Below are 16057 nucleotides of genomic sequence, written 5' to 3'. Positions count from 1 at the left end.
CCTTCCAAGGAGTCCCACCTTGACCATCCGCGTGATGCTCGTCGACGACCAGGAACTGCTCCGCACCGGTTTCCGGATGATCCTCCAGTCACAGGGCGACATCGAGATCACCGCCGAGGCGGGCGACGGCGCCCAGGCCCTGGAGCGGCTGCGGCACACCGAGGTCGACGTGATCCTGATGGACGTCCGGATGCCGCGGCTGGACGGCGTGCAGGCGACCCGCAGGATCTGCCTCGCCGAGGACGGCAGCCCGCTGCCGGACGCCCCGCACGTGCTCATCCTCACCACCTTCGACCTGGACGAGTACGCCTTCGCCGCGCTCAAGGCCGGCGCCAGCGGCTTCCTGCTCAAGGACGTCCCGCCGACCGAGCTGGTGGCCGCGATCCGCGCGGTGCACGGCGGGGACGCGGTGGTCGCCCCGACCACCACCCGCCGGATGATCGACCGCTTCGCCGAGGTGCTGCCCACCCCGCACAACGCGCCGGGCTCGGACACCCTCGGCCCGCTGACCGAGCGCGAGCGGGAGGTGTTCCTGCTGGTCGCCCAGGGGCTGTCGAACGGCGAGATCGCGGCCCGGCTGGTGCTCTCCGAGGCCACCGTGAAGACCCACGTCGGCCGGATCCTGGCCAAGCTGAGCCTGCGCGACCGGGTCCAGGCCGTGGTCCTGGCGTACGAGGCCGGGCTGATCCGGGCCGGGGCCTCCGACTGAGCCGCCTCGGCGACCGGGCGTCCCCGTAGACTGGGGCGGTACGTCCGGTACCCGCCGAGTGGACCGGAACGGTCATTCAGGACAAGGCAGGACAAGGGTGGACGTGAATCCGTCCGACTTCGGCGAGTTCGCCCCGCTCACCGACGGCCTCGGCGACCAGGCTTTCGGCGATCCCGGTGATCCCGGCAACCGCCCGGCCCGGCTGGCCGTCGGCGTGGTCGGCACCGGGCGGGTCGGCCCCGCGCTGGGCGCCGCGCTCCAGCTCGCCGGGCACACCGTGGTCGCCGCCTCCGGGGTGTCCGCCACCTCCCGCCGCCGCGCCGACGCGCTGCTGCCCGGCGTGCGGATCGTCACCCCGCCGCAGGTGCTGGCCGCCGCCGACCTGGTGCTGCTGACCGTCCCCGACGACGCGCTGGCCGACCTGGTGGCCGGGCTGGCCGCCACCGGCGCGGTCCGCCCGGGCCAGCTGGTCGTACACACCTCCGGCGCGCACGGCGTCGCCGTCCTGGAGCCCGCCACCAGGGCCGGGGCGCTGCCGCTGGCCCTGCACCCGGCGATGACCTTCACCGGCACCTCCGTCGACCTGGACAGGCTGGCCGGCTGCCCGTTCGGCGTGACCGCCCCCGAGGAGCTGCGGCCGGTCGCCGAGGCGCTGGTGGTGGAGATGGGCGGCGAGCCCGAGTGGGTGCCCGAGGAGGTCCGCCCGCTCTACCACACCGCCCTCGCGCACGGCGCGAACCACCTGGTCACCCTGGTCGCGCAGGCGATGGACCTGCTGCGCACGGCCGGCGTCGCCGAGCCCGGCCGGATGCTCGGCCCGCTGCTGGGCGCCGCCCTGGACAACAGCCTGCGCTCCGGTGACGCGGCCCTCACCGGCCCGGTCGCCCGGGGCGACGCGGGCACCGTACGGCGCCACCTGGCGCAGCTCAGTACGGTGTCCCCGGACATCCCGGCGGCCTACCGGGCGATGGCCCGCGCGACCGCGCAGCGGGCGCTCGCCAACGGGACGATCGACGAAACGTCGGCGGCGGGACTGCTGGACGTACTGAACGAGGAGAAGCACTGATGGCACGCGGCAAGCAGCCGAGCAAGGCCCAGCGGGCGCCGAAGGTCCACCGGGCCGTCGTCACCCGCACCGTGGACGACTTCGAGGCCGCGTTCTGGCCGGACGAGCAGCCGGTGGACAACGCCGTCGTGATGACCATGGGCGCCCTGCACGAGGGCCACGCCGCGCTGATCCGCGCCGCCCGCAAGCAGGTCGGCCGGGACGGCCGGGTCGCGGTGACGGTCTTCGTCAACCCGCTCCAGTTCGGCGCCGGCGAGGACCTGGAGCGCTACCCGCGCACCCTCGACGCCGACGTGAAGCTGGCCGAGGAGAACGGCGCCGACGTGGTCTTCGCGCCGTCCGTCGACGAGGTCTACCCGAACGGCGAGCCGCAGGTGCGCATGGTGGCCGGCCCGATGGGCGAGCGCTTCGAGGGCGCCACCAGGCCCGGCCACTTCGACGGCGTGCTGACCGTGGTCGCCAAGCTGCTGCACATCACCGACCCGGACTTCGCCTTCTTCGGCGAGAAGGACGCCCAGCAGCTGGCGATCATCCGGCGGATGGTCGCCGACCTGGACTTCGACGTCGAGATCGTCGGCGTGCCGACCCTCCGCGAGGAGGACGGCCTGGCACTGTCCTCGCGCAACGACTACCTCTCGGCGGAGGAGCGCGCCCACGCGCTCGCCCTGTCCAAGGCCCTGTTCGCCGGCCGCGACGCCGCCGCGCAGGGCCCGAAGGCCGTCCGCGAGGCCGCCTCGGCCGTCCTGGACGGCGCCGAGGGCGTCACCCTGGACTACCTCGCCCTGATCGACCCGCACTCCTTCACGGAGGCGGCGGACGACTTCCAGGGCGAGGCGGTGCTGGCCGTCGCCGCGAAGGTGGGCACGACCCGCCTGATCGACAACGTCCACCTCATCGTCCGGTAGCGAACACCGGGCAGCACGACCCCCCGTCTTTCCGGCATGCACTCACAGGAGGCGTGACCCGCAATGCTCCGCACCATGCTCAAGTCCAAGATCCACCGGGCCACCGTGACCCAGGCCGACCTGCACTACGTCGGCTCCGTCACGGTGGACGAGGACCTCCTCGACGCGGCCGACCTGCTCCCCGGCGAGCTGGTCCACATCGTCGACATCGACAACGGCGCCCGGCTGGAGACCTACACCATCGCCGGCCCGCGCGGCTCCGGCGTGATCGGCATCAACGGCGCCGCCGCCCGTCTGGTCCATCCCGGCGACCTCGTCATACTCATCGCCTACGGGCAGATGGACACGGCCGAGGCCAAGGGCTACGAGCCGAAGATCGTCTTCGTGGACGGGCGGAACCGGATCACCGGACTGGGCGGGGACCCGGCGGAGGCCCAGGAGGGCACCGGACTGCTCCGGGGGGACAGGGCGTACGGTGACGGCAACGACGCGGCCGACGCCGCCTCGCGCTGAAGGAGCCACCCACCCATGACCACGCACCGCCTCACCGCCCCGGCCCCCGGCTGGACCGCGACCACCGACGTGGTCGTGGTCGGCTCCGGCGTCGCCGGCCTCACCGTCGCGCTCAACGTCCGCAAGGCCGGCCTGCGGGCCATGGTGGTCACCAAGGCGATGCTGGACGACGGCTCCACCCGCTGGGCCCAGGGCGGCATCGCCGCCGCCCTGGGCGAGGGGGACACCCCCGGGCAGCACCTGGACGACACCCTGGTGGCCGGCGCCGGGCTCTGCGACGAGGAGGCCGTGCGCACCCTGGTCACCGAGGGCCCGGACGCCGTCCGCCGGCTGATCGCGGTCGGTGCCGCCTTCGACCGCGGCACCGACGGCGAGATCCTGCTGACCCGCGAGGGCGGCCACCACCGCCGCCGGATCGCGCACGCCGGCGGGGACGCCACCGGCGCCGAGATATCGCGCGCCCTGGTCGACGCCGTCCGCGCCGACCAGGACATCGAGCTGATCGAGCACGCGCTCGTCCTCGACCTGCTCACCGACGCCGAGGGGCACGCGGCCGGGCTCACCCTGCACGTGATGGGCGAGGGCGCGCGCGACGGCGTCGGCGCCGTCCGGGCCCGCGCGGTGGTGCTCGCCACCGGCGGCATGGGCCAGGTCTTCTCGGCCACCACCAACCCGGCGGTCTCCACCGGTGACGGCGTGGCGCTCGCGCTGCGGGCCGGCGCCGCCGTCACCGACCTGGAGTTCGTCCAGTTCCACCCGACCGTGCTCTGGCTCGGCCCCGAGGCCGAGGGCCAGCAGCCGCTGGTCTCCGAGGCCGTGCGCGGCGAGGGCGCCCACCTGGTGGACGCGGACGGCGTCCGGTTCATGCTCGGGCAGCACGAGCTGGCCGAGCTGGCCCCGCGCGACATCGTCGCCAAGGCGATCACCCGGCGCATGCTGGAGCAGGGCGCCGAGCACATGTACCTGGACGGACGGCACTTCGGCGCCGAGATGTGGGAGCAGCGCTTCCCGACCATCCTCGCCTCCTGCCGCTCCCACGGCATCGACCCGGTCACCGAGCCGATCCCGGTCGCCCCGGCCGCGCACTACGCCTCCGGCGGCGTGCGCACCGACCCGCACGGCCGCACCAGCGTCCCCGGCCTGTACGCCTGCGGCGAGGTCGCCTGCACCGGGGTGCACGGCGCCAACCGGCTGGCCTCCAACTCGCTGCTGGAGGGCCTGGTCTTCGCCGAGCGGATCGCCGCCGACCTGGCCGGGCGGCACCTGGCCGGCGACCTGCCCGAACGCACCGTGGACGTCGAGGCCGCCAGGGCCGCGCACGCCGTCCCGCTGCCGCCGTCCGAGGCGCGCGCCGAGATCCAGCGGCTGATGTCGCGCGGCGCCGGCGTGCTGCGCTCGGCCGCCTCGATGGCCGGCGCCGCGGCCGGGCTCGGCCTGATCGCCGAGCAGACGTACGCGCACCTCGCCGAGGACAAGCCGGCCGACCCCCGGGTGGAGACCTGGGAGGCCGCCAACCTGCTGCTGGTCTCCACCGCCCTGGTCGCGGCCGCCGCGCAGCGCGCGGAGACCCGCGGCTGCCACTGGCGCGAGGACTTCCCCGAGCGCGACGACGCCGCCTGGCGGCGTCACCTGATCACCACCCTCGCCGCCGCCGGCGGCCCGGTCAGCACCCCTGAGGAGCAGTAGAACCATGACCCACTCCCACGAGGAACTCCCGATGGCCGGCGGCTGCGGCGACGGCTGCGCCTGCGGGGACGGCGAGGGCTACGAGACCGGCCTGGACCCCCAGCTGGCCGAGCTGCTGGAGCGGGCCGGGCTGGACCCGGTCGAGGTCGAGGACATCGCCACCCTGGCGCTGGCCGAGGACCTGGCCGGCGGCGAGGACGTCACCTCGGTGGCGACCGTGCCCGCCGAGGCCGTCGCGACCGCCGACTTCACCGCCCGCCAGGCCGGCGTGGTGGCCGGCCTGCGGGTCGCCGAGGCGGTCGTCTCGCTGGTCTGCGAGGAGGAGTTCGAGGTCGAGCGGCACGTCGAGGACGGCGACCGGGTGGCGGCCGGCCAGGTGCTGCTCTCGGTCCGCTCCCGCACCCGCGACCTGCTGACCGCCGAGCGCAGCGCGCTCAACCTGCTCTGCCACCTGTCCGGCATCGCCACCGCGACCCGCGCCTGGGCGGACGCCCTGGAGGGCACCGGCGCGGTGGTCAGGGACACCCGCAAGACCACCCCCGGCCTGCGCGCGCTGGAGAAGTTCGCGGTGCGCTGCGGCGGCGGCGCCAACCACCGGATGGCGCTCTCGGACGCCGCGCTGGTGAAGGACAACCACGTGGTCGCGGCCGGCGGCGTGGCCGAGGCCTTCCGGGCCGTCCGGGCCGCGTACCCGGAGCTGCCGGTCGAGGTCGAGGTGGACGCCCTGGAGCAGATCCCGCCGGTGCTGGAGGCCGGGGCGGACCTGATCCTGCTGGACAACTTCACCGTCGGACAGCTGAAGGAGGCCGTCACGCTGGTGGCCGGCCGGGCGAAGCTGGAGGCCTCCGGCGGACTGACCCTGGCCGACGCGCGCGAGGTCGCCCAGACTGGTGTCGACTACCTGGCCGTGGGCGCGCTCACCCACTCCTCGCCGGTGCTGGACATCGGCCTGGACCTGCGCGCCTGACCGTCAGGTCGAGCACAGCCCCGTCCCGACTCGCAGAAAGCGTCCCCGTGCTCCTCACCATCGACGTCGGCAACACCCAGACCACACTCGGCCTGTTCGACGGCGAGGACGTGGTGGAACACTGGCGGATCTCCACCGATCCGCGCCGCACGGCCGATGAACTGGCGGTGCTGCTGCAAGGGCTGATGGGCAACCACACCGCGGTCCGCGAGGCCGTGGTGGAGGGCCTGGCGATCTGCTCCTCCGTCCCCGCCGTGCTCCACGAGCTCCGCGAGGTGACCCGCCGCTACTACGGCGACGTCCCCGCGGTGATCGTGGAGCCCGGCGTGAAGACCGGGGTGCACGTCCTGATGGACAACCCCAAGGAGGTCGGCGCGGACCGGATCGTCAACGCGCTGGCCGCCAACCACCTGTACGGCGGCCCGTGCATCGTGGTCGACTTCGGCACCGCGACCACCTTCGACGCGGTCAACGCCCGTGGCGACTACGTCGGCGGCGCGATCGCGCCGGGCATCGAGATCTCGGTCGAGGCGCTCGGCGTCCGCGGCGCCCAGCTGCGCAAGATCGAGCTGGCCCGCCCGCGCAACGTGATCGGCAAGAACACCGTCGAGGGCATGCAGTCGGGCATCCTCTACGGCTTCGCCGGCCAGGTCGACGGCCTGGTCGAGCGGATGGCCAGGGAGCTGGCCAAGGACCCGGACGACGTCCAGGTGATCGCCACCGGCGGGCTGGCCCCGCTCGTCCTCGGCGAGGCCACCACCATCGACGAGCACGAGCCCTGGCTGACCCTGATCGGCCTGCGCCTGGTGTACGAGCGCAACCGTCCCACCGCCTGAGCCCCTCGGTCGCGGGGCTGCCGAGCGGCGCTCAGCTGCCGGGCTTCGGGAAGGCCGGCAGGGTCTGCGGGCCGGTTTGCGGGCCGGTCCTCACCCCATCCCAGGGATACAAGGTGACTCCCGGGGCCGGAGTGATCGGGAGGGTCCCCGGTGCGGGGGGCGTGGGCGTGGGCGCCGGACCGGTGGGCTTCCCCGCCCGCGGGTCCGGCAGCGCGGCCACCACCTGCTGCCAGCGCGGGGCCTTCACCACCGCGGCGAGCTGGTCCGGTGTCAGCGGCGGGTCGGTGCGGGTGATCGGCGCGCCCTGCTCCAGCGGCTTGCGGTTCCACTCCTGGATCGACACCTGGTAGCCGCTCCCGGACAGCTTGGCGGACCACATCTTGGAGCCGGCCGGCTCGCCGTCGCGCGTCCCGGCCTGGTAGACGCGCAGGTGCTCGCCGCCCGGGAGGTCCGACTCGGTGCAGGTGTCGCCCGGGGTCGTCGTGGCCGGGCAGCCGGTGTCGCCGACGCGGCCCATGATCCAGAACAGGTACTGGACCGCGCCGTTCCCGTCGTCCAGGACCAGCCGCAGCTGCGGGGTGTCGCTCTCGGTCCCTCGGGCCTCCCCCACCGTCACCGCCCCCTGCGGCAGCAGTTCGGTGAGCATCTGCTGGAACTCCGGTCCCGAGACCGGGGCGGCGGGCGTGCCCGACACCCCGCCCGACGCCGGGCCGGCCACCGCCGGGGCGACCTGCCCGGGCAGCAGGCCGCCGAGCGCGGCTCCGCCCACCCCGACCAGGGCCAGGGCGGCGGCGCCCGCCGCGGTGCCGACCCGCCGCCTGCGGCGCAGCCGGCGCCCGTGCGACCAGCCGGTGTCGACCAGCCGGCCGGCCTCGGTCTCGAAGGCCCCGCCGGCCGCGCCGATGGCCTCGGCGAAGGCCCGCTCGAACCGCTCGTCGGGCCCGTCGTGTTCTGCGGACATGCTGAACCAACCTCTCTACCTGGTGAGTTGACGTGATCAGTGGGGGTCGTGAGAGCCGGCTCAGCGTTCCGCCGGCATGTCGAGGCTGTCGCCGAGCACGGTGCGGATCCGGCCGAGCGCCCGGAAGGACTGGGTGCGGACGGCGCCCGGGGTGCTCTGCAGGATCGCGGCGGTCTCCTCGACGCTGCGGTCCTCCCAGTAGCGCAGCACCAGCACCGCCCGGTCCCGCGGCGTGAGCCGGCCGAGCGCGTCCACCAGGGTCAGCCGCAGCTCCGGGTCGCCCTGCGGGGCCGCGCCGTCCGGCACCGCGTCGACCGGCCGCTCGCCGCTGGAGCGGCGGCCGCGGTGCGAGAGGAAGGCCCGCACCAGCACGGTGTGGGCGTACCCGGCCGGATTGTCGATCCGCCGCTTGGCCCCGAACCACGAGGTGCGGTGCCACTGGACGTAGATCCGCCCGAGCGCCTCCTGCACCAGGTCCTCGGCGAGGTGGGTGTCCCCGCCGGTGAGCAGGCAGGCCGACCGGTAGAGCGGTCTGGCGCGGCCGGCCGCGAAGGCCTGGAAGTCCTCGTCCCGGCCCCGGCCGCGGGCCGCCTTTTCCTGATCGTCCGGTCGCATCCTGCCCGGCCCCTCCCTCGTTCGTCCCTGACACCTGGATGACCAGGCGGGCCCCGGGCGGCGTTACAGATGGCGGCGAAACGCTTTTTCACCGGGCCGGACGCCGGTGGTTCGGCGCGAGGTTACCGACAAATCGGATATTCCTCACGTAGTGTCAACCCATGCCTACGCCACACGGATCGCGCGGCGGCATGGCCTTCAGCGCCGACGAAGTCCGCGTGCTGCGCCGAGCCCTCGCCCAAGCCCTGCACCCCGCCGTCCCCGTCCACCTCCAGGGGCCCGACCGGCCGGCGTTCGCCGGGCCGGGCGCCGAACTCTGGGCCGAGGACGTCCAGGACGCCCTGCGCCTGACCGAGGCGATCGACGAGGCCGTCCAGGAGGGCGGCCGGCTGCGCGCCTTCCTGCTCGCCGACCTGGGACGCTACCGCTCCGCCCTGCCCGGCAGCGCCCCCGGCTACCTGGAGCGACTGGAGGAGGCGGTGACCGACGGGTACCTGCCAGGGCCGCAGGACCTCACCGCACTGCGCGGGCTGACCCGCCAGCCCTGCGGCCAGGGCGAACGGGCCCGCCGCTCCCGGCTGGCCGGGCGCTGCCACGCGCTGGCCGAGGCCGCCGTCCGCGAACGGCTCGCCCTCACCACGGGACAGCCACGCCACCTGGTGGCCGTACCGAGCCCCGCCGCACCGCCGCACAGTCACCCCACCCCTGTAGGAGGACGGATCACCATGAGCAGCACCGACTCCCGCCCGGAGCAGCCCGCCGCCGCGAAGACCCCGCCCCACCCGCACCGGATGCCCACCCCGGCCGAGCTGTTCGGCCGCCGCCCCAAGCCTCCGTCCCACCCCGCCCCGCCGGCCGACGAGGCCCCCGAGGAGATCGAGCTCGCCACCGGCACCGGCTGACCACGCCCGAGCCCGCCGTGAGGGGAGGCCGCCCGGCCGGGCGGCCTCCCCTCACGGCAATCGCCTCACGGCAATCCCGTCGCGGAGCACCACGTGTGGCTGGCTACCCTTGTGGGGTGAGCGATCAGAGCCTTGTTCCCGCGACCGACGACCTTCCCGAGCAGATGCGCGTCCGGCGCGAGAAGCTGGACCGGCTCCGGGCAGCCGGTGTCGACCCGTACCCGGTCGGATTCCCCCGCACCACCACCATCGCCGACCTGCGTGCCAAGCACCCCGACCTGGAACCGGACGTCGCGACCGGTGAGCGGGCCGGCGTCACCGGCCGCGTGATCCTGTCCCGCACCGGCGGCAAGCTCTGCTTCGCCACCCTGCGCGACGGGACCGGCGACCTCCAGGTGATGTTCTCCCTGGACAAGCTGGGCGCCGAGCGGCTGGCGGCCTGGAAGGCCGACATCGACCTCGGCGACCAGGTCGGCGTCGAGGGCGAGGTGATCACCTCCAAGCGCGGCGAGCTGTCCGTGATGGTGGACCGCTGGGAACTCACCGCCAAGTGCCTGCGCCCGCTGCCGGACAAGCACAAGGGCCTGACCGACCCGGAGGCCCGGGTCCGCCAGCGCTACGTGGACCTGATCGTCAACCCCGAGGCCCGCGAGATCCTGCACCTGCGCAGCAAGGTCGTCCGCTCGATCCGTCGCACCTACGAGGACCGCGGCTACATCGAGGTCGAGACCCCGATGCTCCAGCCGGTGCACGGCGGTGCCAACGCGCGTCCGTTCAAGACCCACATCAACGCGTACGACATCGACCTGTTCATGCGCATCGCCCCCGAGCTGTACCTCAAGCGGCTGGTGGTCGGCGGCGCCGAGAAGGTCTTCGAGATCAACCGCAACTTCCGCAACGAGGGCGCGGACTCCACCCACAACCCGGAGTTCACCTCGCTGGAGTCGTACGAGGCGTACGGCGACTACGACACCCAGGCCGAGCTGATCCGCGAGACGATCGTCAACGCGGCCAGGGACGCGCTGGGCACCACGGTGATCAGGGGCGTGGACGCGCACGGCGTCGAGCACGAGATCGACCTGGCCGAGCCGTGGGAGGAGGTCGCCGTCTACCCGGGCATCTCGGCCCGCCTCGGCGTCGAGGTCACCCCGGAGACCGGCGTCGAGGAGCTGCGCAAGCTGGCCACCGAGCACGGCATCCCCTTCGAGAAGGACTGGGGCCACGGTCAGATCGTGCTGGAGATGGTCGAGCGCCTGCTGGAGGAGAACGCCGTCCGGCCGACCTTCATCAAGGACTACCCGACCGAGGTCTCCCCGCTGACCCGCCAGCACCGCTCGCAGCCCGGCGTGGCCGAGAAGTGGGACCTGGTGATCTTCGGGACGGAGATCGGCACCGCCTACTCCGAGCTGGTCGACCCGGTCGAGCAGCGCGCCCGCCTCACCGCCCAGTCGCTGCTCGCGGCCGGCGGCGACGTCGAGGCGATGCAGGTGGACGAGGACTTCCTGCGCGCCCTGGAGTACGCGATGCCGCCGACCGGTGGCCTCGGCCTCGGCGTGGACCGCCTGATCATGCTGCTGACCGGCAAGAACATCCGGGAGACGGTGCTCTTCCCGCTGGTGAAGCCGGAGCCCAAGGCTGCCGCCGCGACGGCGGAGAAGACCGAGGAGGAGTGACCTGATGGACTACGTCAGCGCGATCGTGCCGCCGCTGGTCATGGCGATCGGCTTCGGATTCCTGGTGCGGGCCATCGTCCGCAGCCAGGGCGGGGCCCAGCGGGCCAAGGAAGACGTCGACTGATCCCCCGGGGCCCCCGAGGCCCGCGAGGAGCGACGGGCGGCACCCGAGACCGACGCCGCCGGACGACCCGGACGACCCCCGCGCCGCCATTCCCGATTCCCGGGGGTGGCGGCGCGCCGGTTTGGCGCACTTCACAAGATTTGCCCCATTCACTCCCTATCCTGGCCGCACTATGGTCCGGCAACTCGGCGAACTTGAGAACGCCATCATGACCCGGGTGTGGCAGTGGAACCGGCCGGTGACGGTTCGCGAGGTTCTCCTGGATCTGCGGTCGGAACGCGAAATCGCGTACACCACGGTGATGACCGTCCTGGACAAGCTCCACAGAAAGGGCTGGCTGCGCCGCGAGCGGGCCGGCCGGGCCTATCGATATGAACCGGTCTCCTCGCGTGAGGCGTACACGGCGGCTCTGATGAACGACGCCTGGGCCACCAGTGACAATCCGGCGGCGGCCCTGGTGCACTTCTTCGGCCTGATGTCCCCCGAGCAACGCGAAGCGCTCCGGGACGCGTTGCGGGTGGCCGCACTGTTCCCGTCCGATCCGCCCGGCGCGGATTCCGCGGCCGGCGGACCGGATACCGATGGGACGGAACCGGGACCGGCGCGATAACGTCCCCGACATGGAGGTCACCATCCGCCGGGCGCGGACCACGGACGTGCGGGCAGTACGCGGGCTCATCGACGCCTACTCCCGCGACGGCATTCTGCTGGACAAGCCCACAGTCACACTGTTCGAATCCGTCCAGGAGTTCTGGGTCGCGGAACGCGACGACAACGGTGCCGTGGTGGCCTGCGGCGCACTGCACGTGATGTGGGAGGACCTCGCCGAGGTCCGCACGCTCGCGGTGGATCCGGTCGTCCGCGGCCACGGGATCGGGCACCTGCTGCTGGAGAAGCTGGTGCAGACCGCGCGCTGGCTGGGCGTCCGTCGGATTTTCTGCTTGACGTTCGAGGTCCCCTTCTTCGCGAAACACGGTTTCGTCGAGATCGGAGAGCTCCAGGAAACCGATGATGGTACGACAGACCCGGCGGCGATCGCTACGGATGTCTATGAAGAACTCCTCCGCTCGTACGATGAAGGCGTCGCCGAGTTCCTCGACCTGGAGCGGGTGAAGCCCAACACACTGGGCAACTCTCGCATGCTGCTGCACCTCTGAGCCGCTCCACCGGGGGTCAAGGGTTTGTGTTTTCCGGTGAAAGGCGCTTTCCTTTCCTCAGGCAATGGGTCGTTTAGCGGAAAGGGAAGCCCGTGGCACAGAGGGTGCAGGTCATTCTTGAAGACGATCTCGACGGCGGTTCGGCGGACGAGACGGTGACGTTCGCGCTCGACGGCGTTGCCTACGAGATCGATCTGAAGAGCGCCAACGCGGACAAGCTCCGCGGTCTGCTGGCGCCGTACTTGGAGAAGGGCCGCAAGCAGAGCGGCCGGCTCGCCGGCACCCGCCGTCCGGGCCGCGGCGGCGCGGCGCGTCCGTCCGGCGGTGCGCCGGACACCGCCAAGATCCGCGCGTGGGCCAAGGAGCAGGGCCTCGACGTCAACGACCGCGGCCGGGTTCCGAGCAACGTGCGCGAAGCCTACGAGAAGGCCAACGCGTCCTGATCCCGGCGCCGCAGGCCCGCCGGAGCGGGTGCGGGGCCCCGGCGGGCGGACACGGCGCCGACAGTCTCACGCACGGGGCGCGGAGGAGTCTCCTCCGCGCCCCGCGGCACGTGCCGGGACGGCGCCGGCGCCCCGGCCCCGGACAGCTGCCGGGCACGGGCCCGGGCGGCGGCTCGGGCGGTTGCCCCGGCGGCGGCTCGGGCGGCGGAACAATCACCGGCTGTGCAACGCTGTAGGAGCGAAGCGGCAACGCGGACACCATCGGGACGGCGCACCGGCCCGGGCCCTCCGCCCGAACCGCCGTCACCGCGGCCGGACTTCTCGCCAGGCGAACACCGCCACCGCGGAAACTGCGCGAGAACCGCCCGGATACCGGGTATGAATGCAGGTGGACGGGTTCTTCGGCCCGTCCAGGGGCAGTATGCGCGACCGGCCGGCGAGGTTGCGTCCGCGCCCCGGCGGCACGTGTTCGCCGATGGCGTAGCGGAATCCGGTGCATCCGGCCCACCTGTGGGAACACCGATTCCCAGCATCAGGTTGGGATTGGTGTCGGATGGTCGCGCAGCATCTCGCTCCTCTACCGGGGAGTGAATCCGTGGGCCGCGCCGCTGAGCGGGACTAGCATGCGGAAGGACAGGGCGGGGACGGACCCCGAACTGCCCGACCGCTCTGAGGAGCGATAAACGATGTTCGAGAGGTTCACCGACCGCGCGCGGCGGGTTGTCGTCCTGGCTCAGGAAGAAGCCCGGATGCTCAACCACAACTACATCGGCACCGAGCACATCCTCCTGGGTCTGATCCACGAGGGCGAGGGCGTCGCCGCCAAGGCCCTGGAGAGCCTCGGGATTTCTCTTGAGGCCGTTCGCCAGCAGGTCGAGGAGATCATCGGCCAGGGCCAGCAGGCCCCGTCCGGTCACATTCCCTTCACCCCCCGGGCGAAGAAGGTGCTGGAGCTGTCGCTCCGCGAGGCCCTTCAGCTCGGCCACAACTACATCGGCACCGAGCACATCCTGCTCGGCCTGATCCGCGAGGGCGAGGGCGTCGCCGCCCAGGTCCTGGTGAAGCTGGGCGCCGACCTCAACCGGGTGCGCCAGCAGGTCATCCAGCTGCTCTCCGGCTACCAGACCGGCGGCGGCAAGGAGTCGGCCACGGCCGGCGGGCCCGCCGAGGGCACCCCGTCGACCTCGCTGGTCCTGGACCAGTTCGGCCGCAACCTCACCCAGGCCGCCCGCGAGGCCAAGCTCGACCCGGTCATCGGGCGCGAGAAGGAGATCGAGCGGGTCATGCAGGTGCTGTCCCGCCGCACCAAGAACAACCCCGTGCTGATCGGTGAGCCCGGCGTCGGCAAGACCGCCGTGGTCGAGGGCCTGGCCCAGGCGATCGTCAAGGGCGAGGTCCCGGAGACGCTCAAGGACAAGCAGCTCTACACGCTGGACCTGGGCGCGCTGGTGGCCGGCTCGCGCTACCGCGGTGACTTCGAGGAGCGCCTGAAGAAGGTCCTCAAGGAGATCCGCACCCGCGGCGACATCATCCTGTTCATCGACGAGCTGCACACCCTGGTCGGTGCGGGTGCCGCCGAGGGCGCCATCGACGCCGCCAGCATCCTCAAGCCGATGCTGGCCCGCGGCGAGCTCCAGACCATCGGTGCCACCACCCTGGACGAGTACCGCAAGCACCTGGAGAAGGACGCCGCGCTGGAGCGCCGCTTCCAGCCGATCCAGGTCGCCGAGCCCTCGCTGCCGCACACCATCGAGATCCTCAAGGGTCTGCGCGACCGCTACGAGGCCCACCACCGGGTCTCCATCACGGACGCCGCCCTGGTCGCCGCCGCCACCCTGGCCGACCGGTACATCTCGGACCGCTTCCTGCCGGACAAGGCGATCGACCTGATCGACGAGGCCGGCTCCCGGATGCGCATCCGCCGGATGACCGCGCCGCCGGACCTGCGCGAGTTCGACGAGAAGATCGCCGACGTGCGCCGCGAGAAGGAGAGCGCGATCGACGCGCAGGACTTCGAGAAGGCCGCGTCCCTGCGCGACGACGAGAAGCAGCTCCTTCAGGCCAAGGCCAAGCGCGAGAAGGAGTGGAAGGCCGGCGACATGGACGTCGTCGCGGAGGTCAACGAGGAGCTCATCGCCGAGGTCCTGGCCACCGCCACCGGCATCCCGGTCTTCAAGCTGACCGAGGAGGAGACGTCCCGCCTGCTGCGCATGGAGGACGAGCTGCACAAGCGCGTCATCGGCCAGAAGGACGCCATCAAGGCGCTCTCCCAGGCCATCCGGCGCACCCGTGCGGGCCTCAAGGACCCGAAGCGTCCCGGCGGTTCGTTCATCTTCGCCGGCCCGTCCGGCGTCGGTAAGACCGAGCTGTCCAAGACGCTGGCGGAGTTCCTCTTCGGCGACGAGGACGCGCTGATCGCGCTCGACATGTCCGAGTTCTCCGAGAAGCACACCGTCTCCCGGCTGTTCGGCTCCCCGCCCGGCTACGTGGGCTACGAGGAGGGCGGCCAGCTGACCGAGAAGGTCCGCCGCAAGCCGTTCTCCGTCGTCCTCTTCGACGAGGTCGAGAAGGCCCACCCGGACATCTTCAACTCGCTGCTCCAGATCCTGGAGGACGGTCGCCTGACCGACTCCCAGGGCCGCGTGGTGGACTTCAAGAACACCGTCATCATCATGACGACCAACCTCGGCACCCGGGACATCTCCAAGGGCTTCAACCTCGGCTTCGCGGCCACGGGTGACACCCAGAGCGGGTACGAGCGGATGAAGGCGAAGGTCGGCGAGGAGCTCAAGCAGCACTTCCGCCCCGAGTTCCTGAACCGCGTCGACGACATCGTGGTGTTCCACCAGCTGTCCGAGGAAGACATCATCAAGATCGTCGACCTCATGATCGACAAGGTGGACGAGCGGCTCAAGGACAAGGACATGGGCCTGGAGCTCAGCGTCGAGGCCAAGAAGCTGCTGGCCAAGCGCGGCTACGACCCGCTCCTGGGTGCCCGTCCGCTGCGCCGCACCATCCAGCGCGAGATCGAGGACCACCTCTCCGAGAAGATCCTCTTCGGTGAGCTGCGGGCCGGCCACATCGTCGTCGTCGACGTCGAGGGCGAGGGCAAGGAAGCCAAGTTCACCTTCCGCGGCGAGGAGAAGTCGGCAGTCGCCGACACCCCGGCCGCGGTCGCCTCGTCCGGTCCCGACCTGACGAAGTAGCCCAACTTTTAACAGACAACTTCACAGCCACCGAGCCCCCGGCACCCGTGCCGGGGGCTCGGTGCGTTCCGCTCCCGCCGCGTCCGGCGCGGGCCCGCACCGGGCGTGTGGCCTCCGTGCTGGCTGGTGCGGGTGCGCTCGGTTTCTCAGCAAGCTTTAACGAACATACTGTTGACAGACAGTCAGATGATGGGGAGTCGCGGAGGATAGCGCCGTGACCATGTCACGGTCAAGGTCTATCTTTTTTATGCACGCTTGTATCAAATGACGTCCACCTGTCTTTCATTTTGGTTT

General features: G+C 72.1%; 14 protein-coding genes and 1 pseudogene. 13 read left to right on the top strand and 2 right to left on the bottom strand.

Annotated features, from left to right (window positions below):
* Nucleotides 1-19: 19 nt before the first annotated feature.
* From ACZ7C5_RS10165 to ACZ7C5_RS10135, 7 genes are all read left to right on the top strand, one after another.
* A complete protein-coding gene (locus tag ACZ7C5_RS10165) occupies nucleotides 20-709 on the top strand; it encodes a response regulator transcription factor (RefSeq protein ID WP_401080170.1) in 690 nt (229 codons plus the stop codon).
* Nucleotides 710-812: 103 nt separating this feature from the next.
* Entirely contained in the window at nucleotides 813-1775 is a 963-nt protein-coding gene (locus tag ACZ7C5_RS10160; RefSeq protein ID WP_470322400.1) for a Rossmann-like and DUF2520 domain-containing protein, read from the top strand.
* Nucleotides 1775-2680 (top strand): pantoate--beta-alanine ligase, encoded by a 906-nt coding sequence (panC, locus tag ACZ7C5_RS10155; RefSeq protein WP_401080174.1) that lies wholly within the window; start codon nucleotides 1775-1777, stop codon nucleotides 2678-2680. Before ACZ7C5_RS10160 ends, panC begins: the two co-directional genes overlap by 1 nt.
* Nucleotides 2681-2743: 63 nt before the next feature.
* Entirely contained in the window at nucleotides 2744-3193 is a 450-nt protein-coding gene (panD, locus tag ACZ7C5_RS10150) for an aspartate 1-decarboxylase (RefSeq protein ID WP_401080176.1), read from the top strand.
* A gap of 15 nt (nucleotides 3194-3208) precedes the next feature.
* Complete coding sequence (locus ACZ7C5_RS10145; protein ID WP_470322399.1) at nucleotides 3209-4879, top strand: L-aspartate oxidase; 1671 nt, start codon at nucleotides 3209-3211, stop codon at nucleotides 4877-4879.
* A gap of 4 nt (nucleotides 4880-4883) precedes the next feature.
* Nucleotides 4884-5846, top strand: a complete 963-nt coding sequence (gene nadC, locus ACZ7C5_RS10140; protein ID WP_188296987.1) for a carboxylating nicotinate-nucleotide diphosphorylase — start codon at nucleotides 4884-4886, stop codon at nucleotides 5844-5846.
* A gap of 47 nt (nucleotides 5847-5893) precedes the next feature.
* Nucleotides 5894-6682, top strand: coding sequence for a type III pantothenate kinase (locus ACZ7C5_RS10135; RefSeq protein ID WP_188296988.1), 789 nt, complete (start codon nucleotides 5894-5896; stop codon nucleotides 6680-6682).
* Between the two features lie 31 nt (nucleotides 6683-6713).
* Here the strand turns inward: ACZ7C5_RS10135 and ACZ7C5_RS10130 are convergent, their stop codons facing one another.
* Nucleotides 6714-7643 (bottom strand): hypothetical protein, encoded by a 930-nt coding sequence (locus ACZ7C5_RS10130; protein WP_401080183.1) that lies wholly within the window; start codon nucleotides 7641-7643, stop codon nucleotides 6714-6716.
* A gap of 60 nt (nucleotides 7644-7703) precedes the next feature.
* Nucleotides 7704-8258, bottom strand: a complete 555-nt coding sequence (locus ACZ7C5_RS10125) for a SigE family RNA polymerase sigma factor (protein WP_401080185.1) — start codon at nucleotides 8256-8258, stop codon at nucleotides 7704-7706.
* Between the two features lie 161 nt (nucleotides 8259-8419).
* Between ACZ7C5_RS10125 and ACZ7C5_RS10120 the strand changes: the two genes are divergently transcribed.
* The 6 genes and pseudogenes from ACZ7C5_RS10120 (at nucleotide 8420) to ACZ7C5_RS10095 (ending at nucleotide 15763) form a co-directional block, all read left to right on the top strand.
* On the top strand, nucleotides 8420-9160 hold the full coding sequence (locus tag ACZ7C5_RS10120) for a hypothetical protein (RefSeq protein WP_188297598.1): 741 nt from the start codon (nucleotides 8420-8422) through the stop codon (nucleotides 9158-9160).
* Between the two features lie 152 nt (nucleotides 9161-9312).
* Nucleotides 9313-10833, top strand: a pseudogene (gene lysX, locus ACZ7C5_RS10115) (bifunctional lysylphosphatidylglycerol synthetase/lysine--tRNA ligase LysX); the annotation flags it as partial.
* 296 nt (nucleotides 10834-11129) lie between these two features.
* Nucleotides 11130-11567 carry a BlaI/MecI/CopY family transcriptional regulator gene (locus ACZ7C5_RS10110; RefSeq protein ID WP_188297600.1) on the top strand — a complete coding sequence of 146 codons (438 nt, stop codon included), beginning with the start codon at nucleotides 11130-11132 and terminating at the stop codon, nucleotides 11565-11567.
* A 10-nt stretch (nucleotides 11568-11577) separates the two neighbouring features.
* Nucleotides 11578-12114, top strand: a complete 537-nt coding sequence (locus tag ACZ7C5_RS10105) for an amino-acid N-acetyltransferase (RefSeq protein ID WP_401080188.1) — start codon at nucleotides 11578-11580, stop codon at nucleotides 12112-12114.
* Nucleotides 12115-12206: 92 nt separating this feature from the next.
* Nucleotides 12207-12557 (top strand): histone-like nucleoid-structuring protein Lsr2, encoded by a 351-nt coding sequence (locus ACZ7C5_RS10100; protein ID WP_401080190.1) that lies wholly within the window; start codon nucleotides 12207-12209, stop codon nucleotides 12555-12557.
* 686 nt (nucleotides 12558-13243) lie between these two features.
* Nucleotides 13244-15763: an ATP-dependent Clp protease ATP-binding subunit gene (locus tag ACZ7C5_RS10095; RefSeq protein WP_188297603.1), complete on the top strand. Its 2520-nt coding sequence runs from the start codon at nucleotides 13244-13246 to the stop codon at nucleotides 15761-15763.
* The last annotated feature ends 294 nt before the right edge of the window (nucleotides 15764-16057 follow it).

The sequence above is a fragment of the Kitasatospora sp. NPDC036993 genome, assembly GCF_055607525.1.
The sequence above is the reverse complement of the archived record's forward strand: the minus strand, read 5'-3'. Positions and strand labels throughout refer to the sequence as shown.